This window comes from Rhizobium herbae, from assembly GCF_019511375.1.
GTDB lineage: Bacteria > Pseudomonadota > Alphaproteobacteria > Rhizobiales > Rhizobiaceae > Pararhizobium > Pararhizobium herbae_A.
On sequence record NZ_JAEUAO010000002.1, the window covers coordinates 968,138 to 990,736 of the forward strand.

Consider the following 22,599-nt stretch of genomic DNA (forward strand, 5'->3'; position numbering starts at 1 on the left):
TACTAGCCACCAGCTACGCCCGCTTCATCAGCGGAAAGCGTTCCTTCAACAGCCGCAGGATCGATTCCGAGCCGATCGGCGGACCGAAGAGGAAGCTCTGGCCGAAATCGCAACCCAGCTGGGCCAGCTGGACGGCATCCTCCTCGGATTCGATGCCTTCGGCGACGACTTGCATGTCGAGTTCGCGCGCCATGGTGATGACCGAGCGGAGCAGGATCGTCCGCTTGTCGCTCGGATCCTTGACCAGTGCCTTGTCGATCTTGATCGTATCGAAGGGGAAGCGGGTGAGGTAGGCAAGCGAGGAATGGCCGGTGCCGAAGTCGTCGAGCGCCAGCTTCAGGCCGGCATCCTTTAGCTTTTCCAGCACCAGACGCGCCTGTTCCGGGTTTTCCATGACCAGTGATTCGGTGAGCTCCACCTTCACCTTCTGCGGATCGCAGTGGTTCTTGTTCAGAATCGCCCGGACATCGTCATGCAGGTCATTGTTGAGCAACTGGGCGCTCGACAGGTTGATGGAGACGAAGATCGGCAGGTCGCCGGTCTGGAGCTGCCAGTCCGTCAGGTCGCTGGTCGCCTTCTCGAAAGCGAACATGCCAAGCTGGTTGATGAGATCGGTGCCTTCCGCGATCGGGATGAACTCTGACGGTGAGATGCTGCCGCGTTTCGGATGCTCCCAGCGCATGAGGGCTTCGAAACCGGCGATCTCGGCGTCCACCAGGCGCACGATCGGCTGATAGACAAGGGTCAATTCCTTGCGCTCGATGGCGCGACGCAGGTCGTTTTCCAGTTGCAGGCGGTCGGTGCCGGAGGTGCGGAAGGCCGGGCGGAAGGGCTCGACACGGTTACCGCCCGCCTTCTTGGCGCGGTACATTGCGAGCTCGGCGTCATCGAGCAGCCCAGCGGCATTTTCCTGCTGATCGACCCAGGAGACCAGGCCGATCGAGGCGGTGAGATTGATTTCGCGGTTGCCGAAATTGAGCGGCACCATGATCGCCTTGGAAACGGCGTCGGCAAAGTCGGCGACCTTGGCGGGGTCGCGCTCCGACATCAGGATCAGGCCGAACTCGTCTCCGACCAGGCGGGCCAGCGTGTCCTGCGGCTTCAGGAGCCGGCGCAGGCGGCGGGTCAGCGCAATCAGGATGTTGTCGCCGGCGGCAATGCCGAGCGCCTCGTTGACCTGCTTGAAGCGATCGATATCGATCGTCAGCACGGTCGGCCGCACGGCATTTGAGCCCGGCGTCAGCGACAGGATGGACTGCAGCCGGTCAAGGAAGATCTGCCGGTTCGGCAAACCCGTCAGATTGTCGTGAAGCGCGTTGTGCAGCAGGCGGTCGAGAGAGGTCTTCTGTTCGGTGATGTCGACGATGGTGCCGACGCAGCGGATGATTTCGCCATTGGCGCCAAGCACCGGCCGCGCTCGGATCGAGAGCCAGTGGTAGTGACCGTCCTCGGCGCGCACGCGGAATTCGTGGTTCAGCCGCCCTTTGCGATGTTCCAGCAGCACGTCGAGCGTGGCGCGAAACCGGTCGCGGTCGTCCGGATGCAGGCGCGGCAGCCAGTTGCGCGCGGGCCCATGCATGGTCCCGGGCGAAAGGCCGAGTTGCGCCGAGATGTCGGGAATTGTGACGACGCGATCGCGTGCCACGTCCCAGTCCCAGACGGTATCGCCGGAGCCCGTCAGGGCCAGCGACTGACGCTCGAGGTCGGAGAACAGGCCCTGGCTGTAGGCACCGCCGGCAAACGCGTGCTGCATGACCGTAAAGCCGATCAAAAGCACGATCAGGACGAGACCGCCGCCGAGCGCGGGCTGGACGATGTCATTGGCAAGCTGGCCGGTGACCGTCAGCCATGCGCCGAACAGCCAGACGAGGATCAACAACCAGGCGGGCACCAAAAGGATGGCCCGGTCGTAACGATTGAAGCCGAGATAGGCGATCAGAAATATGCCGCAGGTGCCGGTCAGCGCGAAGGAGAGCCGGGCGATACCCGATGCGATCGCCGGGTCGTAGATGGCGACGCCGAACAAGAGACCGAGGCCGAGGATCCAGGCAAGCGTCGCATAGCTCAGATGCTGGTGCCAACGGTTGAGGTTGAGATAGGTGAACAGGAAGATCACAAGGCCAGCGGCCAGGAACACTTCGGTTCCGGCGCGCCATATGCGTTCGTCACCTGCGGTAATGCTGATCAGCTTCGACAGGAAGCCGAAATCGACGCAGATATAGGCAAGCACCGCCCAGGCGAGCGCAGCCGTCGCCGGCAGCATCGAGGTGCCCTTGACGACGAAGAGAATCGTCAGGAACACCGCAAGCAGGCCGGCAATGCCGAGCACGATGCCGCGATAGAGAGTGAAGGCGTTGACCGTGTCCTTGTAGGCATCGGGCTGCCAGAGGTAGATCTGCGGCAGGTCCGGCCCCGCCAGTTCGGCCACGAAGGTAATGACCGAGCCGGGGTTCAGCGTGATGCGAAACACGTCGGCTTCGTCGCTCGGCTGCCGGTCGAGCGCAAAGCCTTCGCTGGGCGTGATCGAGAGAATGCGCTGCGAGCCGAGGTCCGGCCAGAACAGCTTGGAATTCACCAGGCGGAAATGCGGGGCGACGATGACGCGCTCCAGCTGCTCTTCCGAAACATTGGCGAGCGCAAAAACGGCCCAGTCGCCCTGGTGGTTATCAGCGCTCGACCGCACTTCGATGCGCCGGACGATGCCGTCGGTGCCCGGGGCAGTCGAGACCTGGAAGGCTTCGCCGCGGCCGGTATAGATTTCCGTCGTCGCCGTCAGGTCGAGTGCGGTGTCCTCACGCGAAATCTTGACAGGTTCCGTGGCAAATGCTGCGCCGCTACCCAGCAGGCAGACCATGGTCATCATGGCGGTGAGAAGCGCCAGAAACCGTCGTGCTGAGGCATAGAGAGGCAGGCAATTCAAAGACATCAATCACTCAAATTCTTGGGTTGCACGCTGTCCTGCGAGAGAAGGGAGAACATGAGGTGATCCCGCCATTGCCCGTTGATTTTCAGATATTCCCGCAAGTAGCCTTCACGCTGAAACCCGGCCTTTTCAAGGAGCCGGATACTTCTCTGGTTCTCGGGAATACAGGCTGCTTCGATGCGGTGCAACTGAAGGCTGGAAAAGATGTAGGGAATGGCAAGCTTGACGGCCTCAGCCATATGGCCCTTGCCGGCGTGCCGCTCGCCCATCCAGTAGCCGATCATGCAGCATTGGGCGGCTCCACGGCGGATGTAGCCGATGGTCAGGCCACCGACCAGCTGGTCCTGCGCGCGCAGGAAAATGAACAGTGGCACGGCCTGGCCGGAGGAAAATTCCTGCTCGTTGCGGATGACGCGGCTGCGAAAGGCACTCTCGGTCATTTCGTCGGCGCGCCAGGTTGGCTCCCAGGGCTCAAGGAACGCGCGGCTTTCGCTACGCAGTTGATACCATTGCCGATAATCGGATGCCTTGGGCAGGCGCAGCAAATACGTAGCATTGGCAATCTCGACCGGATTCGGCTGCCGTGACAGAAACCGAAAGACCGATCGTGTCATATATGCCTCCGCGGCGCGTGGGGTGTTGCCGTGATGCGAGGCGCTCGAAGAACGCCCGCAGGTCGCCCTTCAAAATAAGTATTAACCGTTGGCGGCGCGAGCTTGAACCGCCTTGTTGGACAATGCACCGAGGATATCGTTCATCGGCGCCAGCTTCTCGAGCGGTCCGATTGCCGAAAGTGTCGGGGTCGTGTCGAAGAACAAGCGCCCGGCCAGGTCCGTCAGGCGCTCCATGGTAATGCCGGACAGGCGCTCCACCAGTTCCTCGTTCGGGATCGGTCGGCCGTAGAGCATCATCTGGCGGGCGATCTGGCCGGCGCGGGCGGCGGGGCTTTCCTGGCCCATCAGCAACTGCGCGCGGATCTGGGCGCGGGCGCGGTCGATTTCCTGCTGCTCTATGGTCATCGACGACTTGCGCAATTCATCGATGATGACGGGCATCAGTTCCGGCAGGTTCTCGCCGCCGGTCGCCGCATGAACGCCGAAGATGCCGGTATCGGAAAAGCCCCAGTGGAAGGCATAGACCGAATAACAGAGACCGCGATGTTCGCGCACTTCCTGGAAGAGGCGCGATGACATGCCGCCGCCGAGAATATTGGCGAGAATCTGCGAACAGTAGAAATCGCGGGCATGATAGGCCTTGCCCTCGAAACCGAGCAGGACCTGTGCGTCCATCAGGTCACGGTCCTCCCGCACATCGCCGCCGGTATAGCGGGCGGCGTCAGCAAGCGGCGCGGTGGCCGGCTTTTGCGGAAGGCTGGCAAAGCGGTCTTCAACCTGTCGCACGAAGCTATCATGATCAAGGGCGCCGGCACCGACCACGAACATGCGGTCGGTGGTGTAGTTGCGGCCGAGATAGGCGCGGATCTGCTCGGGCGTGAAGGAAAGAACCGTGTCCGGCGTGCCGAGGATCGGCCGTCCGACCGTCTGGTTGGCAAAGGCGGTTTCGGCGAACTTGTCGAAGACGACATCGTCGGGCGTGTCGTTGGCGGCGCCGATCTCCTGCAGGATGACGTGTTTTTCCCGCTGCAGTTCGTCTTCATCGAAGGAGGATTCCGTCAGGATGTCGGCGAGAATGTCGACGGCGAGCGGAACGTCGTCCTGAAGGATGCGGGCGTAATAGGACGTTGTTTCGGTTGAGGTGGCGGCGTTGACTTCGCCCCCGACATTTTCGATCTGCTCGGCAATGTCGCGGGCGGTTCGCCGCGCTGTGCCCTTGAACGCCATATGTTCCAGCAGATGGGCAATTCCGTGCTCGTCCGTGGTTTCATCGCGTGAACCGGATTTGATCCAGACACCGAGGGCGACGCTTTCAAGATGCGGCATGTTCTCGGTGACGACGGTCAACCCGGACTGGAGCCGGGTGCACTCAACTTTCATCATACGTCTTTCTGCGTCCTTTAGCTCAGGATGCGGGCGTGCTCGCTGATAAAGTTTTCAACGGTCTTCAGCTCCGGCTCCAGAATATCGAAACGCTCCTCCCTGACCATCAGATCAGCAAGCCACGTTGGAAGCGCCGGGTCAATACCACTGGCCGATTTTACTGCGGCCGGGAATTTCGCCGGATGGGCGGTGGAAAGCGTCACCATCGGCGTGTTCGGCTTTTCATGCTTGCCGGCGACGAAAACGCCGATCGCCGTATGCGGGTCGAGCAGATAACCGGTCGCCTCCAGCGTCGAGCGGATGGTCTTGGCGACCTCCTTTTCGGTCGCACGGCCCGCGCGGAACACCTTGCGGATGAACTTCAGCGCGTTTTCCTCGATCTCGAAGGCGCCGGATTGCTGCAGGCTGGCCATGGCGCCGCGCACCTTGGAGGCGTCGCGATCATAGGCCTCGAACAGCAGCCGCTCGAAATTCGAGGAGATCTGGATGTCCATCGATGGCGAGGTTGTCGCCTTGACGTCGCGCATCTCGTAGCGGCCGGTCTTCAGGGTGCGGGCGAGAATATCGTTCTCATTGGTGGCGACAATCAGCTTGTCGATCGGCAACCCCATCTGCATCGCAACGTAGCCGGCAAAAATATCGCCGAAATTGCCGGTCGGGACCGTGAAGGAGATTTTCCGGTCCGGCCCGCCGAGGGTAAGCGCGGTGGTGAAGTAGTAGACGATCTGGGCCATGATGCGCGCCCAGTTGATCGAATTGACGCCGGAAAGCGCCACGCGGTCGCGGAAGGCGACGTCGTTGAACATGGCTTTGACCAGGTTCTGGCAGTCGTCGAAATTGCCCTCGACCGCCAGTGCATGGACGTTGGCCGCCTTGGAGGTGGTCATCTGCCGCTGCTGCACCGGCGAGACCTTGCCATGCGGGAAGAGGATGAAGATGTCGGTCCGGTCGCGGCCGGCAAAGGCGTCGATCGCGGCCCCCCCAGTGTCGCCGGAGGTAGCTCCGACGATCGTTGCGCGCTGGTTGCGCTGGGCAAGCACATGGTCCATCAGCCGCCCGAGCAACTGCATGGCCACGTCCTTGAAGGCAAGCGTCGAACCGTGGAACAGTTCCATGACGAAGGCGTTCGGCCCGGTCTGGACGAGCGGCGCGATCGCCGGATGGCGGAAGGTTGCGTAGGCCTCGTTGATCATCGCCCGGAAGGCATCTTCGGGGATTTCGCCGTCAACGAAGGGCGAAAGGACGGTGAAGGCGATCTCCTGATAGGATCTGCCGCGCAACGCCCGGATTTCCTTCTTGGAAAACCGCGGCCATTCCTTCGGCACGTAGAGACCGCCGTCGCGGGCAAGACCCGCCAGAAGCGCATCGCAAAAATTGAGCGAAGGGGCTTCGCCCCGCGTCGAGACATACTTCACCGTGACCATCCTTCGTCGTCTGGCTGCCGCGGAGGTTGCGGCGAGAATTGATCGGCACTCTAATTTTGCGTCGGCCCTTGGCCAGGCGGACGCAAATATCGTCTTGCAGCTCTGTCGTTGGTCTTTCCAGCCGCCTTCCGCCGCGTTTTGACGGGGACCGAAAAATTGACCTTGCGCCTTGAGACTCCAATCGATTTTTCGATGCGTCGCTGCTATAGACCATCGCCAAGGGTCTTGAAAGGCCCAGTTGCAGGGGGATCAAACCGAAAAAATCCTTATTTTCCGGTCAGTCCGTCCCGCGACATCAATGGTGCAAGGCAGAGGGTCAACTCAGGTGTTTGGTAAAATCTCCAGCCGTCTTCTCGGAATCTCACTTCTCGTCGTCATAGCGGGCTGCAACAAAACGGATACCGGCGGAGCGATCGATGCCGGCGGCAGTGCGGCCGCGTCAACCCCCGCCGTCATCCAAGGTACCTGCCCGCAGGTCTATCTGCTCGACGGAACGGCGAACTACCGCACCTATGCCAAGGGCGCCAAGGACGATCCCACCAAGATCGTCTACCAGGCCTCGCTGGCCGACACGACACGCCAGTGCGTCCAGAACGAAAGCCAGCTGGTGATGACCGTCGTCGTCCAGGGCCGCGTCGTTTCAGGCCCGGCCGGTGGCGCCGGCAGCGTCAACCTGCCGATCCGCGTGGCCGCGACCGATGGCAAGAAGACGCTCTATTCCGAACTGACGCAATATCCGGTCGAGGTTCCGGCCGGTGTCGGCGCCACCCAGTTCATCTTCACCAAGACCAACGTCGCGCTGCCCGGCGGCGCCGGCGATTTCGCCAAAGTCTATGTCGGCTTCGACGAGGGGCCGGTCAAGAAGAAGAAATAGGCGGAGCCCCATACGCCGTCATCCTCGGGCTTGACCCGAGGATCCAGGCCCCCCGCGACGACCGATTTGAAGCAACTCGAGAATGGATCCTCGGGTCATGCCCGAGGATGATGCAGGTGGGCGGGGCCGCCTTTCAGGCTAACGCACTCACCAAACAGCCCTATGCCGTCAGCGACTCCGACCATTCCGACAAGGCGGCGATGACGCCGGGCAGGGCGCTCATGCGCGAGATCACGGTTTCGGCACCCGCTTCGGTCAGCTTGTCGGCATGGGACGGATAAGTGTGCGAGGCGCCGGTGAAGCCGACGACGCGCATGCCCGCAGTCGTGGCGCCATGGATGCCGTGGACGGAATCCTCGATCACCAGCACGCGGGAAGGATCGATGCCGAACTGCCTGGCGCCGTGCAGGAAGATGTCCGGCTTCGGCTTCACCTTGTCCTCGCCGAGGTCGCGGGCCGAATAGATATGCTTGCCGAAATGATCCTTGATGCCGACCTTGGAAAGCATCATCGCGAGACGCTTCGATGTCGAGTTGGAGCAGATGCAATGCGGCAGTTTGAGCTGCGCCAGCACCGGCTTGACGCCGTCGATGATCTTGACGTCGCTTGCCAGCCGCTTGTCGAGGATGGCTTCGTTCTTGGTGATGAGGTTTGCCGAAAGCGGAATGTCGGCTTCCTTCTCGATGGCAAGAAGCGTGTTGTGCCAGGTCATGCCGGCAAAACGCTCGGCCATTTCCTCGGTGCTGATCGGATAACCCGCCTCGGTCAGGAGTTCCGCCTCGACCTCGCTGGCGATGATTTCCGAATCGACCAGAACGCCGTCGCAGTCGAAGATGATGAGATCAATGCTGTTCATGTCGGGGAAATCCTTGGGGGAAAGCCAGATCCTTGGAACGAAGGGGGCGATGTACACGAAGCGCCTCAAAAGCTCAACCACGTGCGGCGGGAAGCTGCCATGCAGGAAGGGCGGGCTCCGCATCTGTCGGGGCGGCCACCCCCTCGGCCCTGCCGGGCATCTCCCCCTCAAGGGGGGAGATTGGCGCGGGACGGGCCACATGCTCCCGATCTCCCCGCTTGAGGGGGAGATGTCACGAAGTGACAGGGGGATCCCGGTGCCGTCGTGTCCCGTGGCGAGACGGTGGAACCGCGGGCGTTGCGTCCGGCATATATGCGCGCTAGGTAAAACACGCTTCGGCACCCCTTTTCCTCCGGCATAAAGGCCGCCATGACCGTTCGCCTGCGCCCGCATCATCTGCTCTGCATGCTCACCTTCGTCGGCAAGGGGTATACGGCTGCGTTCACGGAAAACTATCGTCTGATCGCAAAGCGCCTCTCAGCCGGCGAGGATATCCTTGTCGTCGAGGGTCCGGACGATATCTGCGCGCCGATGCTCGGCGAGACCGACCACCACTGTTTTTGCGACAGCGTGACGGAGCGCGATCGCAGCGCCAGCGTGGCGGTCGAAGACCTGCTCGGCGTGCCCGCCCGAGCGGGCCGGTCGATCATTCCGGACAAGGATTTTCTGGCGCGAATGCGCGAGGCTTTCAGTGCGGACTCCATCCGCGAGGGATGCCAGCGTTGCGAATGGTCGCCGCTCTGTACCGGCATCGCCGCTTCGGGCTTCGAGGGCGCGCTGGTCGTCTCGTCCGGTTGCTGATCACGCCGACAGTGGAAAGAGCTTTGCGAATTCCTTCTCGCCGGTTCCGGTGAAGCGCACGGCGCGGCTGTCGGTCTCGCGCCTTGCCCAGCCCTTGTCGAGAAACAGCGTCAGCAGCGCCTGGCCGAGCGAGCCCGACAGATGCGAACGGCGTTCGCTCCAGTCGAGGCAGGTGCGGCAGACCGGGCGCCGGGATCTGGTCAGCGCCGAAAGGTCGATGCCGAGCGCCGTCATTTTCTCCGCGCCGCTTTGCGTCAGCGTCAGGTCGTCGCCAGCACCGGCGATCACTTCCTCGGCGACAAGGCTGTCGAGCATGCGCACGCCGTAATCGCCGGCGAGATGATTGTAGCAGACGCGGGCCTTGCGCAGCGCAGGGTCCCTGGGGCCGGTGCGGTGGCGGGTGAAGCCACGATGGGCGGCAAACCCCATCAGGCTTTCGAGCAAAAGGCCGACATCGTCGTCGGCAAGCGCGAAATAGCGGTGACGGCCCTGCTTGCGCTGGCAGATCAGGCCGCCGGCCTCCAGTTTCGACAGGTGCGAACTCGCCGTCTGCAGCGTGATCCCCGCCGTTCCGGCAAGCTCGGTCGCCGTCAACGCGTTGCCGCCCATCAGTGCGGTCAGCATGTTGGCGCGCGCCGGGTCGCCGATCAGCGCTCCGATCTGGGCTATATCTGGTCCTTCTTTCATACTTCGATGCTAACCGAAGCATTTGGCGCATTCAAGCTGGCAAAAGAGGATCATCGAAACCGAGGAGACCCCGATGATCACCTGCTTCATCCGCTACGAAATCGATCCGCTCAAGCGCGAGGAGTTCGCCGCCTATGCCCGCAACTGGGGCCAGGCGATCCCGCGCAACGGCGCCGACCTGATCGGCTATTTCGGGCCGCACGAGGGTTCGGCCACCACCGCCTATGGCGTCTATAATATCGAGAGCCTTGCCGCCTACGAAGCCTATCGCGCCAGGCTTGCCGCCGATCCACTCGGTGCGGAGAACTACCAGTTCGCCAAAAGCGAGCGGTTCATCCTCAAGGAGGACCGGATTTTCCTGAAGAACGTTTCGCTGCCGCATGCCAAGGGGATTTCGCCGTGATCGCCGTCATCTTCGAGGTCACGCCTGCCGATGACCGGCGCAGCGCCTATCTCGAGCTTGCCGCGCAGCTGCATGCGCGTCTCGAAAAGATCGACGGCTTCCTGTCGATCGAGCGGTTCGAGAGCCTGAAGATGCCGGGCAAGATCCTGTCCCTGTCCTTCTGGCGCGACGAGGAGGCGATCGCCACCTGGCGCAACGGCCCCGAGCATCGGGCAGCCCAGCATGCGGGCCGCACTAGCACTTTTTCCGACTACCGACTGCGCATCGCGAGCGTCATCCGTGACTACGGAATGACGGAGCGAGACGAGGCACCGGAAGACAGCCAGGCATATCATGAGGAGAGAAGGAAACAGCAGGGAGCGCAGCCGTAAGTCTGGCGAACGAATGGCGGGGCGAGGGGACGCTGCAAATTCCGCGCCCGCCTTCAGCATTTGGTAACCAAGTTCGGTAACCATAAGCGGTGAAATCAGTTCCGAGTAAGCGTGATAGCGAGTTGTCCATGTCATCAGTCGTTTCGTTGGCCGAAATCTCCCGCGGCGCCCGCCCTGCAAGCTGGCTCGATTCCATCATCAAGGGCGATTGCGTCGCGGCGCTCGAAGCGCTTCCCGATAATTCCGTCGATGTCGTCTTTGCCGACCCGCCATACAATCTCCAACTCGGCGGGGCGCTCACCCGGCCTGACCAGTCGCTGGTCGACGCGGTCGATGACGAGTGGGACCAGTTCGCTTCCTTCGAGGCCTATGACGCCTTCACCCGTGCCTGGCTGCTCGCCTGCCGCCGCGTGTTGAAGCCGACCGGCACGCTCTGGGTCATCGGTTCATACCACAACATTTTCCGCGTCGGCGCGACGTTGCAGGACCTGAACTTCTGGATCCTCAACGACATCATCTGGCGCAAGACCAACCCGATGCCGAACTTCAAGGGCCGCCGGTTCCAGAACGCCCATGAGACGCTGATCTGGGCAAGCCCGAATGCCAAGGGCAAGGGCTACACCTTCAATTACGATGCCCTGAAGGCGTCGAACGACGACGTGCAGATGCGTTCCGACTGGCTGTTTCCGATCTGCTCGGGCGGCGAGCGGCTGAAGGATGACGAGGGCAAAAAGGTGCACCCGACCCAGAAGCCGGAAGCGCTGCTTGCCCGTATCCTGATGGCCTCGACCAAGCCGGGTGACGTGGTGCTCGATCCCTTCTTCGGGTCCGGCACGACCGGTGCCGTCGCCAAGCGCCTCGGCCGCCACTTCGTCGGTATCGAGCGCGAGCAGAGCTATATCGATGCCGCCGCCGAGCGCATCGCCGCCGTCGAGCCGCTCGGCAAGGCCACGCTGTCGGTCATGACCGGCAAGAAGGCCGAACCGCGCGTCGCCTTCAACACGCTGATCGAGAGCGGCATGATCAAGCCGGGCACCGTGCTGACCGATGCGAAGCGCCGCTATAGCGCCATCGTCCGTGCCGACGGCACTGTGGCAAGCGGCGGCGAGGCGGGCTCGATCCATCGCCTCGGCGCCAGGGTGCAAGGTCTCGACGCCTGCAACGGCTGGACCTTCTGGCACTATGAAGACGGCACGTCGCTCAGGCCCATCGACGACCTGCGCGCCGTCATCCGCAGCGACATGGCCAAGCTCAACTGAGCAGACTGCAGGACAATTGAAAGCATTCCTGACGCCGCGCTATCCGCAGGGAGGCGCGGCGTCAGCGTCTACATCGACGTCCGGCGGGACAATTCGTAGCCGAAACTCTCTCTGATTGCATGGCCTTTAGAACAATTTAACCATCCCGCGGATACTTTGAGCGCAGCCAAGACGGCCGCGTGATCAACCACGCGAGACGCGCGGGGAAACCCGCAAATTGGCCGGCAGGACGGTGCCCAGGCTGCCCTGTTCTAGAGATAGTTTTCGTCCGGTTTCGTACCTTCAGTCCCGGAGGGAGACTTACACGCCCAGGATCCGCAAGGCTCCTGGGCGTTTCTGTTTTCGGGTCACAGTACGGCAGTGGCCGCCTTACCCCCTCTGCCCTGCCGGGCATCTCCCCCTCAAGGGGGGAGATTGGCGTGGGCTGGCACTGGTATTCCCGATCTCCCCCCTTGAGGGGGAGATGTCACGAAGTGACAGAGGGGGGTATTCTCGAAGCTGTTGCTGCTGTGTTGCTGGCTTTCGTCACGGTACAAAACAAAAGGCCCCGCCAATGGCGGAGCCCTTCGACACGTCGAGAAATTGCCGCCGGCTTAGACGAAAAAGTCGTCGGCAAACATCTTGGTGATGTTGCTTACCTTGATCTGGAAGTCGGCAACGCTGTCGCCGTCGGTATCGCCGGAGATGGCGCCGCTGATGAACCGCAATTCGCCGGCCTCGCCGTGGAACCTCAACCCGCCGATGAAGGTGAAACTCTGGTTGCCGCCGATCAGTTCATTGGCGTCGATCGTCGAAAGATCGACGACATCCAGTTCGGAGCGGTGGAAGTCGGTGATGACATCGCGCCTCGAGCCGACGACCGATTCGCGGATCGAATTGAAGTCGAACGTATCCTCGCCGGTGCCGCCGGTCAGGAAGTCGAAGCCCGTGCCGCCGACCAGGAGGTCATCGCCGGAGTCGCCCTCGAGGTCGTCGTCGCCGGAGCCCCCATAGAGGTCGTCGTTTCCGCCGAGGCCTTCGAGAATGTCGTCGTCAGCAAGGCCCTTGAGGACATTGCGACCGGAACTGCCGGTGATGTCGTCTTCGCCATAGTTCGTGCCGATAGCGTTCTCGATGCTGATCAGGTCTTCGACATGGTCGCCGCCGGTCGTCGCCTCCTGTGCGCCGAGGTCGATCGTCACGCCCTTGCCGCGCTGGGAGCTATATTCGTCCTGCAACTGGTAGCTGATCGTATCTGTGCCGCTGCCGCCGTTGAAATAGTTGTCGAAGCCGACCGACTTGAAGGTGTCGTTGCCGGATTCTCCGTAATAGTCGCTCTCCTCGCTATCGACGACGAACTTGTCGTTGCCGGCGCCGCCTTCGACAATGTCGTGCTCGCTCGCGTCGCCTGCGCGGATGTCGGCGACGTAGAGGTCGTTGCCGTCGCCGAGAAGGATCTCGTTGCCGCCTTCGAAGTAGTTCAGCACGTAGTCATGGCCGGTTCCCGCGTCCACATAGTTGAAGCCGCCCAGGTCATCGGTGCGATTGAGATAGATATCGTCGTCGCCGCCACGACCGTAGACGGTAAGATCGACCTTGCTGTTCTGCTGGATAATATCGTCGCCGTCGGTGCCGTATATCGTCGTTGCCATGATGCTATGCCTTCCTGTTAAACCGCTGAATTCTGAAGCAGATCATGTGACCATGAAGGTGAATGAGAACTGAACCAATTGCGGCGATTTGATGATATGAAAAAGGGCTTTTCGTGTCAGCGGTCGGTGACCTCGACGCTGACGATCCTGCCGTCCCGGTTGAAGATCACGACCTCAACGCCCTCTCGCTGCAGTTGTTTTCCAGTCAGCGTGCTGGTGGCTGTCAGGTGCCAGATCGAGCGGGCCGAAACGGCAGACAGCGGTTCGATCAGGCTGTCTTCGGCGACCTGGTCGGAATATTCGGCGAAATAGCGCCGAAACGCCGCCATGATGTCGGCGCGTCCCTTGAGGCCGCCGATCTTGCCGGAGGAATAGGTCGCATCCTCCGTGAAGAAAGCCTCTATCGCGGCGAAATCGAGCATGCTGATGGCGGCATGAAACCGCCTCACCAGCGCGACGGTATCGAGCGCAGGCGTGGCATCCATTTCACACATTGACCCCGTAGGCCAGAAGGTCGGCCTTCAACGTCTGCGGGTCGGTGAAAAGCACGGCATGCCACCCCGCCGCCCGCGCGCCTTCGACATTGACCATGTTGTCGTCGATGAACAGCGTTGCGGAAGGATCAAGGCCGAAGGCCTCGGCATGCGTCTGGTAGATCGCCACGTCCGGCTTGATCAGCCCCGCCTCCGCTGAAACCGTGACGCCGCGCGGCAGGGTCAAAAACGGATAGAGCTTCTGCGCCTCCTTGAAGGTGTCGGAAGCGAAATTGGTCAGAAGCGTCACGTCGTAGCCGTTGGCGATCAGGCATTCCATGATCGAAACGCATTCGACATAGGCATGCGGCACCATCTCGTGCCAGTGCTTGCGGAAGGCGCGAATGCTTTCCTCATGCGCCGGATGCTCGGCGATCAGCTGGTCTTCCGCCTCGCGCCAGTCGCGGCCGCGGTCCTGCTCGATGTTCCAGTCATGGGTGCAGACATTGGCGAAGAACCATTTGCGCTCCGCCTCGTCGGGAATGATCCGGCTGAACGGAATATCGGGATCGTAATGGATCAGCACCTTGCCGATATCGAAGACGATGTGGCGGATCTCGACGCTGCGCATCACGTGTTCCTCGGTTCCCGGGCTTGGGCACGCTTGCCGCGGAAGGCATTCGGTATAGCCTGGGCGATTGCTTTTTTCATGACGGTCGGCAGCGCCTGCTCCTCCAGCGAGGCAAGCGGCTCCCACCAGCCGTTTCCGCTTTTGTTCCGGTTGGCGACATTCGCGCGATAGACCGACAAGCGCAATTCAAAATGCGTAAAAACATGCGTGATCGTGCCGCAGGGTTCCCACCCGGCGGCAAAAGGCTGCGCCTCGACCGAGGTTTCGCCGTCGAGTCGCGCTGTCCAGGCTGTGCCCGGTACCTCGGTCATGCCGCCCAGCAGGCCGGTTTCGACGCGTTTGCGCAGATAGATCGCGCCTTCCGGGCAACTGGCGACGAAGGCAGCACCGACACGCAGCGGCTTGTCCTTCCTGGCGGCCTTGCGCGGATATGTCTCCGGATCGGCGGTCTTCAGCGCCGTACAGATATCGTTGAAGGGACAGAGAGCGCAGGCCGGCCGTTTCGGCGTGCAGATCGTCGCGCCGAGGTCCATCATGCCTTGAGCGAAATCGCCCGGCCTGTCCGCCGGTGTCATCTTGGCCACCAGCGCCCGCATTTGCGGCTTGGCAATCGGCAGCGGCGTTTCGATCGCATGCAGCCGCGAAATCACCCGCTCGACATTGCCGTCGAGCACGGCGCTCTGGCGGTTGAAGGCAATGGCCGCAACGGCCGCCGCCGTATAGTCGCCGATCCCCGGCAGCGCCTTCAGACCCTCCTCGGTATCCGGAAAAACGCCCTGGTGATTGCCGGCGACGGCCTCGGCGCATTTCTTCAGGTTGCGCGCCCGGGCGTAGTAGCCAAGCCCCGCCCAGGCCTTCATCACCTCTTCCGTGTCCGCCGCCGCCAGGTCCGTAACCTTGGGCCAGAGAGACAGGAACCTGTGGAAATACGGTTTGACCGCCTGCACCGTGGTCTGCTGCAGCATCACTTCCGACAGCCAGACGTGATAGGGATCGGCGACCACGCCGTCCCTTGCCATCGGCGGCGAGACCCGCCAGGGCAGGTCGCGGTGGTGCCGGTCGTACCAGGCAAGAAGCCGGTTGGCCGCATCGGCCGCTTTGAATGTCTGCTGCATCATTTGCCGGAAGATTGGTCGGGGCCTATACTTGGAGAAGTGTTCGCCATCCTTCAAGGCGAAATCGAGAATCGAAAGCCGTTCTGTTGAAACAACCTTATACCCGCAAGGGCGTCGTCCAGATCAGCGAAATCGCCAACGGCCTGATCGACCCGGTACTCGCCAAGCGCGCGGGTATCAATACGCTGCTGCTCGGCTCCTGGGACGAGATCGCCGGCGAGGAGTTTGCCGATTGCACCCGGCCGGAAAAGATCGCCTGGCCGCGGCGCGCCTCGGAAACGGCGGGCGAGGGCGGCTATCAGCCCGGTGTGCTGACGGTTGCCTGCGAAGGCGCGCGCGCCCTGTTCCTCACTCATGCGCAGGGCGAACTGATCCAGCGGATCAACGGCTTCTTCGGTTTTCCGGCGATCAACCAGATGCGGATCGTGCAAAAGCCGGTCGCCCCGCCGCCGAAGCGCAATCGCAAACCCAAGCCCCTGACCGGCGAGCGGGCACGGCATCTGGAGGAGATGGTCGATGGCATCGAGAGCGATGCGCTGAAGGCGGCCTTGAAGCGGCTTGGCACTGCCGTGCTGTCGTCTCGCAAAAAATGACGCGGGGATCATCAGCCGGTCACAATTGTTTGAACTTTGGTGAGCGGCAGGGCCTTGTCGCCTCCGGCAAGGCAAGTTATCGAATTTTCGACCGTTTTCATTCATCCCCTCATACAGGTGAAACCAATGTCCTTTTCTGAAATGAGCCCTTCCAAGCGTCTCCTGAGCGCCGTTGCCGTGGCCGCCATTGCCGTGACGCTCGCCGCCTGCAGCGATGAGAAGAAGGACGCGGCTTCAAGCGCTCCGGCAAAGGAAACGACCGAAACGGCCGCAAAGACCGAGGTCAAGCCGGCAGACGGCTCGATGATGGCCGCGACGAAGACCGAAGTTAAGCCCGCCGACGGCACGACGACTTCCTCGACCATGTCGTCGGCCATGAAGCCCGCCACCGCTGACGCCAACCAGACGCAGATGGCGCAGGCCGCAGCACCGGCCAAGGCCGAGCTGCCCGAGGTCCAGGGCGAAGTCGATGTCGCCAAGCTGATGGAGCCGGGCCCGCTGCCGGAAATGTCGATCGGCAAGGCGGATGCGCCGGTCACCATCGTCGAATATATGTCGATGACCTGCCCGCACTGCGCAGCCTTCCACAACAAAACCTTCGACGCGATCAAGACGAAGTATGTCGACAGCGGCAAGGTTCGTTTCGTCGTGCGCGAGTTCCCGTTCGATCCGCGCGCAGCGGCTGCCTTCATGCTGGCGCGCTGCGCACCGGAAGGCCAGTATTTCCCGATGGTCTCGATGCTGTTCAAGCAGCAGGAGACCTGGGCTGCGGCCCCGAATGGCCGCGACGCACTGCTGCAGATGTCGAAACTCGCCGGTTTTACACAGGAGAGCTTCGAGGCCTGCTTGACGAACCAGAAACTTCTCGATGATGTGAACGCGACAATGCAGAAGGGCGCCAAGGACTTCAACGTCCAGTCGACCCCGACCTTCTTCATCAACGGCAAGCAGTATTCCGGAGACATGTCGGTTGAAACCATGTCGGCCCTTATCGACAAGAACCTCTGAACCTTCGCGTTTCGACGAAATGACCGACGGGCGCCTCAGTGCGCCCGTTTTTTCATTTTTCGCATCCGTGGCGGGTCACCCCCCCCTGTCCCTTCGGGACATCTGGGGGGAGATTGGAGGACGCCGATCTGCCCCAGTTCCCCAAGGAGCTGTCGCATTTGCTCCACGCCCCATTTCATCTGGCCTGGCGAAGTTGTTGTCGCATCTGATCTCCCCCCTTGAGGGGGAGATGTCACGTAGTGACAGAGGGGGGTATGCTGCCCCGAACTCGAAAGCAGCGGCACCATGAAGTTCACAAAACTTCGTCTTCTCGGTTTCAAGTCCTTCGTTGAACCCTCCGAATTCGTCATCGAGCGGGGGCTGACCGGCGTCGTGGGGCCGAATGGCTGCGGCAAGTCCAATCTCGTCGAAGCGCTGCGCTGGGTGATGGGGGAAAACTCCTACAAGAACATGCGCGCGTCGGGCATGGACGACGTGATTTTTTCCGGTTCCGGCAAGCGCCCGGCCCGCAACACTGCCGAAGTGGGCCTTTATCTCGACAATTCCGACCGCACGGCGCCCGCCGCCTTCAACGACAGCGACGAGATCCAGGTGACGCGGCGCATCGAGCGCGAGAACGGCTCGATCTATCGTATCAATGGCAAGGAAGCCCGCGCCAAGGATGTGCAGCTCCTGTTCGCCGACGCCTCGACCGGCGCACGCTCGCCGTCGATGGTCGGGCAGGGACGGATTGGCGAACTGATCGCCGCCAAGCCGCAAGCCCGCCGCCAACTGCTGGAAGAGGCCGCCGGCATTTCGGGCCTGCATTCGCGACGGCACGAGGCCGAGCTGCGCCTGAGGGGAGCCGAAACCAATCTGGAGCGGCTGGAGGACGTCACCTCCCAGCTCGAAAGCCAGATCGAAAGCCTGAAGCGCCAGTCACGCCAGGCCAATCGTTTCAAGATGCTGTCGGCCGATATCCGCCGTCATGAGGCGATGCTCTTGCATATCCGCTGGGTGCAGGCGAAAGACGCCGAAGCGGAGGCGGACAGCCACCTCAACCAGGCGACGTCGCTCGTTGCCGAAAAGGCGCAGGCGCAGATGGAGGCGGCCAAGGCACAAGGCATCGCCAGCCTGAAGCTGCCGGAACTGCGCGAAGGCGAGGCGCGCGCGGCGGCCGCCCTGCAGCGGCTGCAGATCGCCAAGTCGCAGCTCGAGGAAGACGCCGGCCGCATCCTGCGCCGCCGCGACGAGTTGCAGCGCCGCCTGTCGCAGCTTGCCGAGGACATCATCCGCGAGGAGCGTCTCGTGGCCGACAATGCCGGTATTCTCGCCCGGCTGGACGAAGAGGAAAGCGAGCTTGCCGACCTCCTGGCCGAAGCCGGCGAGCGGGCGGAGGACGCGCGCGAGCGGCTAGCCGAGGCGACCGAAGCGCTGGGCGAAAGCGAGCGTCACCTGGGGCTTCTGACCGCCGAAAAGGCCGAGGCACAGGCGGCGCGCAACCAGCTCGAAAAGACCATCCGCGATCTCTCCGAGCGGCAGGCCCGGCTTGCCCGGCAGTTGTCCGACCAGAACCGCGATCTCGACGACCTCGACCGGCAGATTTCGACACTTCCCGATCCGCAGGAAAAGCGCGAGGAGGTCGAGGCGGCCGAGGCGGCGCTGGAGCAGGCTGAAAACGCCATCGCCGAGATAGAAGACGCATTGAACGCCGCGCGTATGGACGAAGTTGCGGCCCGCCCACCGGTCGAGGCGGCCCGCGCCCGGCTGAACGGCATCGAGACGGAAGCGCGCACGATCCGCCGCATGCTGGAAGCCACGGCGATACAGGGTTCCGCCCCTCCGGTCGTCGATGACATGCAGGTCGATCGCGGTTTCGAGACCGCCCTCGGCGCCGCGCTTGGCGACGATCTGGAATCGCCCCTCGACCTGAACGCGCCGGCTCACTGGCGCATGGCGGGCGAGGGGCCGGACGATCCGGAATTGCCGGAAGGCGCGGTGTCGTTGACCGCGCACGTACGCGCACCGCAGGCGCTCCAGCGCGGCCTGCGCCAGATCGGCATTGTCGACAGCGACGCGACGGCCGAGGCGCTGCTGCCTCAGCTCAAGGCCGGCCAGCGTCTGGTGACACGACAGGGTGCCGTGTGGCGCTGGGACGGCCATGTGACCGGCGCCGATGCGCCGAGTGCGGCGGCGTTGCGGCTCGAGCAGAGGAACCGGCTGGCCGAACTCGAAGGCGAACTTGTCGATGCCCGCCATCAGCTGGAATTGCGCGAGACGGACCTTGCCGCCGCCGCCGCACGCATCCGCGCCGAAGACGAACGGCTGCGGTTGTCACGGGATGAGCAGCGCATGGTCGTGCGCAAGCTCGCCGAGGCGCGCGATGCGCTGGCGGCTGCCGAGCGGGCGTCCGGCGATCTCATCCGCCGCCGCGCGGTTCTCTCGGAAACGACGAGCCACCTTGCCCTGCAGGCCGAGGAAATCGGCGAGCAGATGGAAGGCGCCCGCGAGGCGTTGGAAGATGCGCCGGATCTCGGTGAACTCGAACGCATGCTGAACGGCCAGATGACAACCGTTGCGACCGATCGGGCGCGGGTTGCCGAAGCGCGCGCGGTCAACGATGGCCTTGCCCGGGAAAACGAGGCGCGGGAACGCCGCATCCGGGCAATCGCCGCCGAGCGGCAGACCTGGAACGCCCGGGCAGCGAGTGCTGAGGAGCATATCGCAACTCTGCGCGAGCGCGAAAGCGAAGCCCGCGAGGAGGCGGAGGAACTCCTCGAAGCGCCGGACGAATTCGACGAGAAGCGTCGGGCATTGATGAACGAGTTGTCGAAGGCGGAAGAGGCGCGCCGGCAGGCAGCGGACCTTCTCGCCGGCGCCGAAACCCGCCAGCGCGATGCCGACCGGCTGGCAGCGACGGCGCTATCGCAGCTCGCCGAAACGCGTGAAAAACGCGGCCGTGCGGAGGAGCGCCTCGTTTCGGCCCGCGAAAAGCGGGTTGAGGTCGAAGCCCGCATTCGCGAAGCGGTGAATTGCGCGCCGCATGAAGTGATGCGCCTGACCGGCCTTTTGGTCGACGGCGATCTGCCGGACATGCGCCAGATTGAGCGTGATCTGGAACGGTTGAAGATCGAGCGCGAGCGCCTCGGCGCGGTCAATCTCAGGGCCGAGGAAGAGCAGAAGGAACTCTCCGACAAGCTCGATGCCATGCTGCGGGAGCGCGAGGACGTGATCGACGCGATCCGCAAGCTGCGCTCGGCAATCCAGAATCTCAATCGCGAGGGCCGCGAACGCCTTCTCGCCGCTTTCGATGTCGTCAATGCCCAGTTCCAGAGGCTGTTTACCCACCTGTTCGGTGGCGGCACGGCCGAATTGCAACTGATCGAGAGCGACGATCCTCTCGATGCCGGCCTCGAAATCCTTGCCCGGCCCCCCGGCAAGAAGCCGCAGACGATGACGCTGTTGTCCGGCGGCGAACAGGCGCTGACGGCGATGGCGCTGATCTTTGCGGTGTTCCTCACCAACCCGGCGCCGATCTGCGTGCTCGACGAAGTGGACGCGCCGCTCGACGACCACAATGTCGAGCGCTACTGCAACCTGATGGACGAGATGGCCGCCTCGACGGAGACCCGCTTCGTCATCATCACCCACAATCCGATTACCATGGCCCGCATGAACCGCCTGTTCGGCGTCACCATGGCCGAGCAGGGCGTCTCCCAGCTCGTCTCGGTCGATCTGCAGACGGCAGAGCAGCTGCGCGAAGCGGTGTGATCATTCGAATTCGATGACGTAACTGTTGGTCGAGTTCGGTGGCCCCATGTCGTCCCAGGTCTCGACCGGCAAATCCTTCGGATCGCGTTTGCCGGAAGCGTGGTTGTAATACATGCCGAAATCGTCGCCCGGCTTGTGTTCATTGGGCATGCCTTGCAGCCACTTCGTGAAGGTCATCGCCTCGCCGGTTACCCAGCGCCAGCCCCCCTTGGGTTCAGCGCCCTTTTCGTCCTGGATCAGGCCGATCCACGGTCCGTTCTTGTAAGTGCCGTTCCATGACGCTTCATAGTTGGAATCGAACAAGCGGTCGTCCTTGCTGAAGAGCGAGACGACAAATTCGTTTTCCTCCTTTGAGCCAATCGTTGCCAAATGCCCGCCGCAGCGTTTGGCTCCCATATCCGCCGATTTCCACGTCGTCCACCGTGCATGTATAACCACGTACATATGTCCTTCGAACGAGCCGTAGACTTTTTCCTGCCACGGGTCGCAGTCGATTGCCTTCCAGACGCGCTGATCCGTCTCCAACCCTGTGAAATCCTTCGGCATGTAGAGCCGCGCCATGGGCGAGGAGTAAAGGCCGTCCTCGGCCCTGGTCACGTTGATCCCGAGCGCCTCCGCCGTCTTTTCATTGAGATAGCCACTACCGGTAATGCCGACGGATTTCTGATAGCCGGTGATGGCCTTGCGAGTCTGCGCGCCAAACACGCCGTCCGCGGTTCCCGCACCGAAGCCTTTTGCGGCAAGAGCCAGCTGAATCTTGCTTCTATCAGTCCTGTTAAGGGCGAGTTCGTTCTCGGCTTGCTCAGGTGTCGGGAACAGGGGCGGAAGGGCCGTTGGCTCCATGACCGACAGTATTTGCCGGGCGAGATTGGCCTTTTCCCCGCTGCGATGCGTGGCGAGAAAGAACTTCCAGATGCGCGGCGTATTGATCCGTAATGCCTTTTGGAAATCAGCCTCGGCCTCCACCGCTTCGGGGTCGATAGCCGGGGTGGCAACCGGCGCTTGCTCGTCCTCCGGCAGCACGGTGTTGAAATAGAACTCCAAAGAAAGCGATGACAGTATCTGCGGCGACTGCTTGCCGTCTGTTGCCTTTCGAACGTCGCGGATCACCCTCTTGAACGCGGTGCCGATTTCGAGACCGGGGCCGGCGAGATGACCGATCAGCGCCGTGGTAAAGGGGGAGTTCTTGCCGCGCCCGTCCAACGCGACCTGTCCGGGGGCTGCCGCGAACGCGACCATCGTGCCCGCGCTTTCGGTTTCGACGGGCGCCAGTCCACGTGTCGCCATACTTCGGGTGGCGCCCTCCACTTGTTCGTTGAGACGGTTGGCAAGCGGGTTGTTGCGGCATGCATCGAGGAAGAAGAGGGCGATCTTCGCCTTCTTTTCGATTGCCCCGATGACATCCGTGAGCGCCAGCGTCTCGGCAGCGACGTCGAATTCGTTCGCAAGCCGTGCGTCAGTGCCGACGAGATAGTTTTCGCCGCGCAACTGCATGCCATGGCCGGCGAAATAGAAGAGAGCGACGTCGTCGTTGTCTATCTTGCGGGCGAAGCGCGACACGGCCTCGGCCAACTCCCGGCGGTCTGCGTCCGTGATGATTTCCGTGTCGAATCCCTGGCTGGAGAGGAATGCGCCGAACTTCCTTGCGTCGCTTGTGGCATTTGGCAGATTGCCGGCCGCCTCATAGGCCGAACTGCCGATAACAAGAGCAAGCCGCCGGCCGTCTGCCGAATGAGATGCCCAAACACCCGCAAACAAGACAATCGCCAGTACCACCGACAGCCGTTTTGCGATCTCCTGCAT

19 protein-coding genes are annotated in these 22,599 nt (G+C 62.5%); 8 read left to right on the forward strand and 11 right to left on the reverse strand.

Going from position 1 to position 22,599, the window contains the following annotated elements:
- Positions 1–13 precede the first annotated feature (13 nt).
- The 4 genes from JNB71_RS11890 to thrC form a co-directional block, all read right to left on the reverse strand.
- A complete protein-coding gene (locus tag JNB71_RS11890) occupies positions 14–2,926 on the reverse strand; it encodes an EAL domain-containing protein (protein WP_220371976.1) in 2,913 nt (970 codons plus the stop codon).
- A complete protein-coding gene (locus JNB71_RS11895; protein WP_220371977.1) occupies positions 2,926–3,537 on the reverse strand; it encodes a GNAT family N-acetyltransferase in 612 nt (203 codons plus the stop codon). The genes JNB71_RS11890 and JNB71_RS11895 overlap by 1 nt, the downstream gene beginning before the upstream one ends.
- A gap of 81 nt (positions 3,538–3,618) precedes the next feature.
- Complete coding sequence (locus JNB71_RS11900) at positions 3,619–4,920, reverse strand: M16 family metallopeptidase (protein WP_220371978.1); 1,302 nt, start codon at positions 4,918–4,920, stop codon at positions 3,619–3,621.
- A 17-nt stretch (positions 4,921–4,937) separates the two neighbouring features.
- The gene (gene thrC, locus JNB71_RS11905) at positions 4,938–6,344 is read right to left on the reverse strand and encodes a threonine synthase (RefSeq protein ID WP_220371979.1); all 1,407 of its coding nucleotides are present in this window, start codon (positions 6,342–6,344) and stop codon (positions 4,938–4,940) included.
- Positions 6,345–6,669: 325 nt separating this feature from the next.
- Here thrC and JNB71_RS11910 point away from each other — a divergent pair, with 325 nt between their 5' ends.
- A complete protein-coding gene (locus tag JNB71_RS11910; RefSeq protein ID WP_220371980.1) occupies positions 6,670–7,218 on the forward strand; it encodes a hypothetical protein in 549 nt (182 codons plus the stop codon).
- A 160-nt stretch (positions 7,219–7,378) separates the two neighbouring features.
- On the opposite strand, the gene JNB71_RS11915 is transcribed toward JNB71_RS11910, so the two are convergent.
- A complete protein-coding gene (locus JNB71_RS11915) occupies positions 7,379–8,074 on the reverse strand; it encodes an HAD family hydrolase (RefSeq protein ID WP_220371981.1) in 696 nt (231 codons plus the stop codon).
- 369 nt (positions 8,075–8,443) lie between these two features.
- On the opposite strand from JNB71_RS11915, the gene JNB71_RS11920 reads away from it, so the two are divergent.
- Positions 8,444–8,875: a DUF1284 domain-containing protein gene (locus JNB71_RS11920; RefSeq protein ID WP_220371982.1), complete on the forward strand. Its 432-nt coding sequence runs from the start codon at positions 8,444–8,446 to the stop codon at positions 8,873–8,875.
- Here JNB71_RS11920 and JNB71_RS11925 read toward each other — a convergent pair whose 3' ends face one another.
- Positions 8,876–9,562 (reverse strand): ArsR/SmtB family transcription factor, encoded by a 687-nt coding sequence (locus JNB71_RS11925; RefSeq protein WP_220371983.1) that lies wholly within the window; start codon positions 9,560–9,562, stop codon positions 8,876–8,878.
- A gap of 73 nt (positions 9,563–9,635) precedes the next feature.
- On the opposite strand from JNB71_RS11925, the gene JNB71_RS11930 reads away from it, so the two are divergent.
- The 3 genes from JNB71_RS11930 (at position 9,636) to JNB71_RS11940 (ending at position 11,595) form a co-directional block, all read left to right on the forward strand.
- A complete protein-coding gene (locus tag JNB71_RS11930; RefSeq protein ID WP_220371984.1) occupies positions 9,636–9,965 on the forward strand; it encodes an NIPSNAP family protein in 330 nt (109 codons plus the stop codon).
- Positions 9,962–10,336, forward strand: coding sequence for an antibiotic biosynthesis monooxygenase family protein (locus JNB71_RS11935; RefSeq protein ID WP_220371985.1), 375 nt, complete (start codon positions 9,962–9,964; stop codon positions 10,334–10,336). The genes JNB71_RS11930 and JNB71_RS11935 overlap by 4 nt, the downstream gene beginning before the upstream one ends.
- Before the next feature lie 128 nt (positions 10,337–10,464).
- A complete protein-coding gene (locus tag JNB71_RS11940) occupies positions 10,465–11,595 on the forward strand; it encodes a site-specific DNA-methyltransferase (protein WP_220371986.1) in 1,131 nt (376 codons plus the stop codon).
- 593 nt (positions 11,596–12,188) lie between these two features.
- Here JNB71_RS11940 and JNB71_RS11945 read toward each other — a convergent pair.
- The 4 genes from JNB71_RS11945 to mutY all read right to left on the reverse strand — a co-directional run bounded on the left by JNB71_RS11945 (position 12,189) and on the right by mutY (position 15,448).
- Positions 12,189–13,226 carry a calcium-binding protein gene (locus JNB71_RS11945; protein ID WP_220371987.1) on the reverse strand — a complete coding sequence of 346 codons (1,038 nt, stop codon included), beginning with the start codon at positions 13,224–13,226 and terminating at the stop codon, positions 12,189–12,191.
- A 116-nt stretch (positions 13,227–13,342) separates the two neighbouring features.
- Complete coding sequence (locus JNB71_RS11950) at positions 13,343–13,711, reverse strand: nuclear transport factor 2 family protein (protein WP_220371988.1); 369 nt, start codon at positions 13,709–13,711, stop codon at positions 13,343–13,345.
- Position 13,712: 1 nt separating this feature from the next.
- Positions 13,713–14,330, reverse strand: coding sequence for an HAD family hydrolase (locus JNB71_RS11955; RefSeq protein ID WP_220371989.1), 618 nt, complete (start codon positions 14,328–14,330; stop codon positions 13,713–13,715).
- The gene (mutY, locus tag JNB71_RS11960) at positions 14,330–15,448 is read right to left on the reverse strand and encodes an A/G-specific adenine glycosylase (RefSeq protein ID WP_220371990.1); all 1,119 of its coding nucleotides are present in this window, start codon (positions 15,446–15,448) and stop codon (positions 14,330–14,332) included. Before mutY ends, JNB71_RS11955 begins: the two co-directional genes overlap by 1 nt.
- Between mutY and JNB71_RS11965 the strand changes: the two genes are divergently transcribed.
- The 3 genes from JNB71_RS11965 to JNB71_RS11975 all read left to right on the forward strand — a co-directional run bounded on the left by JNB71_RS11965 (position 15,433) and on the right by JNB71_RS11975 (position 20,796).
- Entirely contained in the window at positions 15,433–16,038 is a 606-nt protein-coding gene (locus JNB71_RS11965) for a DUF721 domain-containing protein (protein WP_431028713.1), read from the forward strand. The two genes, mutY and JNB71_RS11965, sit on opposite strands and share 16 nt — an antisense overlap.
- A 126-nt stretch (positions 16,039–16,164) precedes the next feature.
- Positions 16,165–17,046 carry a DsbA family protein gene (locus JNB71_RS11970; protein WP_220371992.1) on the forward strand — a complete coding sequence of 294 codons (882 nt, stop codon included), beginning with the start codon at positions 16,165–16,167 and terminating at the stop codon, positions 17,044–17,046.
- A gap of 285 nt (positions 17,047–17,331) precedes the next feature.
- Positions 17,332–20,796 (forward strand): chromosome segregation SMC family protein, encoded by a 3,465-nt coding sequence (locus JNB71_RS11975; RefSeq protein ID WP_220371993.1) that lies wholly within the window; start codon positions 17,332–17,334, stop codon positions 20,794–20,796.
- On the opposite strand, the gene JNB71_RS11980 is transcribed toward JNB71_RS11975, so the two are convergent.
- Entirely contained in the window at positions 20,797–22,599 is a 1,803-nt protein-coding gene (locus tag JNB71_RS11980; RefSeq protein ID WP_220371994.1) for a caspase family protein, read from the reverse strand. It lies immediately after the preceding gene.

Coding starts and splice junctions, on each gene's coding strand:
- JNB71_RS11890 (WP_220371976.1), bottom strand. CDS start 2,926: ATGTCTTTGAATTGCCTGCCTCTCTATGCCTCAGCACGACGGTTTCTG.
- JNB71_RS11895 (WP_220371977.1), bottom strand. CDS start 3,537: ATGACACGATCGGTCTTTCGGTTTCTGTCACGGCAGCCGAATCCGGTC.
- JNB71_RS11900 (WP_220371978.1), bottom strand. CDS start 4,920: ATGATGAAAGTTGAGTGCACCCGGCTCCAGTCCGGGTTGACCGTCGTC.
- thrC (WP_220371979.1), bottom strand. CDS start 6,344: ATGGTCACGGTGAAGTATGTCTCGACGCGGGGCGAAGCCCCTTCGCTC.
- JNB71_RS11915 (WP_220371981.1), bottom strand. CDS start 8,074: ATGAACAGCATTGATCTCATCATCTTCGACTGCGACGGCGTTCTGGTC.
- JNB71_RS11920 (WP_220371982.1), top strand. CDS start 8,444: ATGACCGTTCGCCTGCGCCCGCATCATCTGCTCTGCATGCTCACCTTC.
- JNB71_RS11925 (WP_220371983.1), bottom strand. CDS start 9,562: ATGAAAGAAGGACCAGATATAGCCCAGATCGGAGCGCTGATCGGCGAC.
- JNB71_RS11930 (WP_220371984.1), top strand. CDS start 9,636: ATGATCACCTGCTTCATCCGCTACGAAATCGATCCGCTCAAGCGCGAG.
- JNB71_RS11940 (WP_220371986.1), top strand. CDS start 10,465: ATGTCATCAGTCGTTTCGTTGGCCGAAATCTCCCGCGGCGCCCGCCCT.
- JNB71_RS11945 (WP_220371987.1), bottom strand. CDS start 13,226: ATGGCAACGACGATATACGGCACCGACGGCGACGATATTATCCAGCAG.
- JNB71_RS11950 (WP_220371988.1), bottom strand. CDS start 13,711: ATGGATGCCACGCCTGCGCTCGATACCGTCGCGCTGGTGAGGCGGTTT.
- JNB71_RS11955 (WP_220371989.1), bottom strand. CDS start 14,330: ATGCGCAGCGTCGAGATCCGCCACATCGTCTTCGATATCGGCAAGGTG.
- JNB71_RS11965 (WP_431028713.1), top strand. CDS start 15,433: ATGTCTGCTGCATCATTTGCCGGAAGATTGGTCGGGGCCTATACTTGG.
- mutY (WP_220371990.1), bottom strand. CDS start 15,448: ATGATGCAGCAGACATTCAAAGCGGCCGATGCGGCCAACCGGCTTCTT.
- JNB71_RS11970 (WP_220371992.1), top strand. CDS start 16,165: ATGTCCTTTTCTGAAATGAGCCCTTCCAAGCGTCTCCTGAGCGCCGTT.
- JNB71_RS11975 (WP_220371993.1), top strand. CDS start 17,332: ATGAAGTTCACAAAACTTCGTCTTCTCGGTTTCAAGTCCTTCGTTGAA.
- JNB71_RS11980 (WP_220371994.1), bottom strand. CDS start 22,599: ATGCAGGAGATCGCAAAACGGCTGTCGGTGGTACTGGCGATTGTCTTG.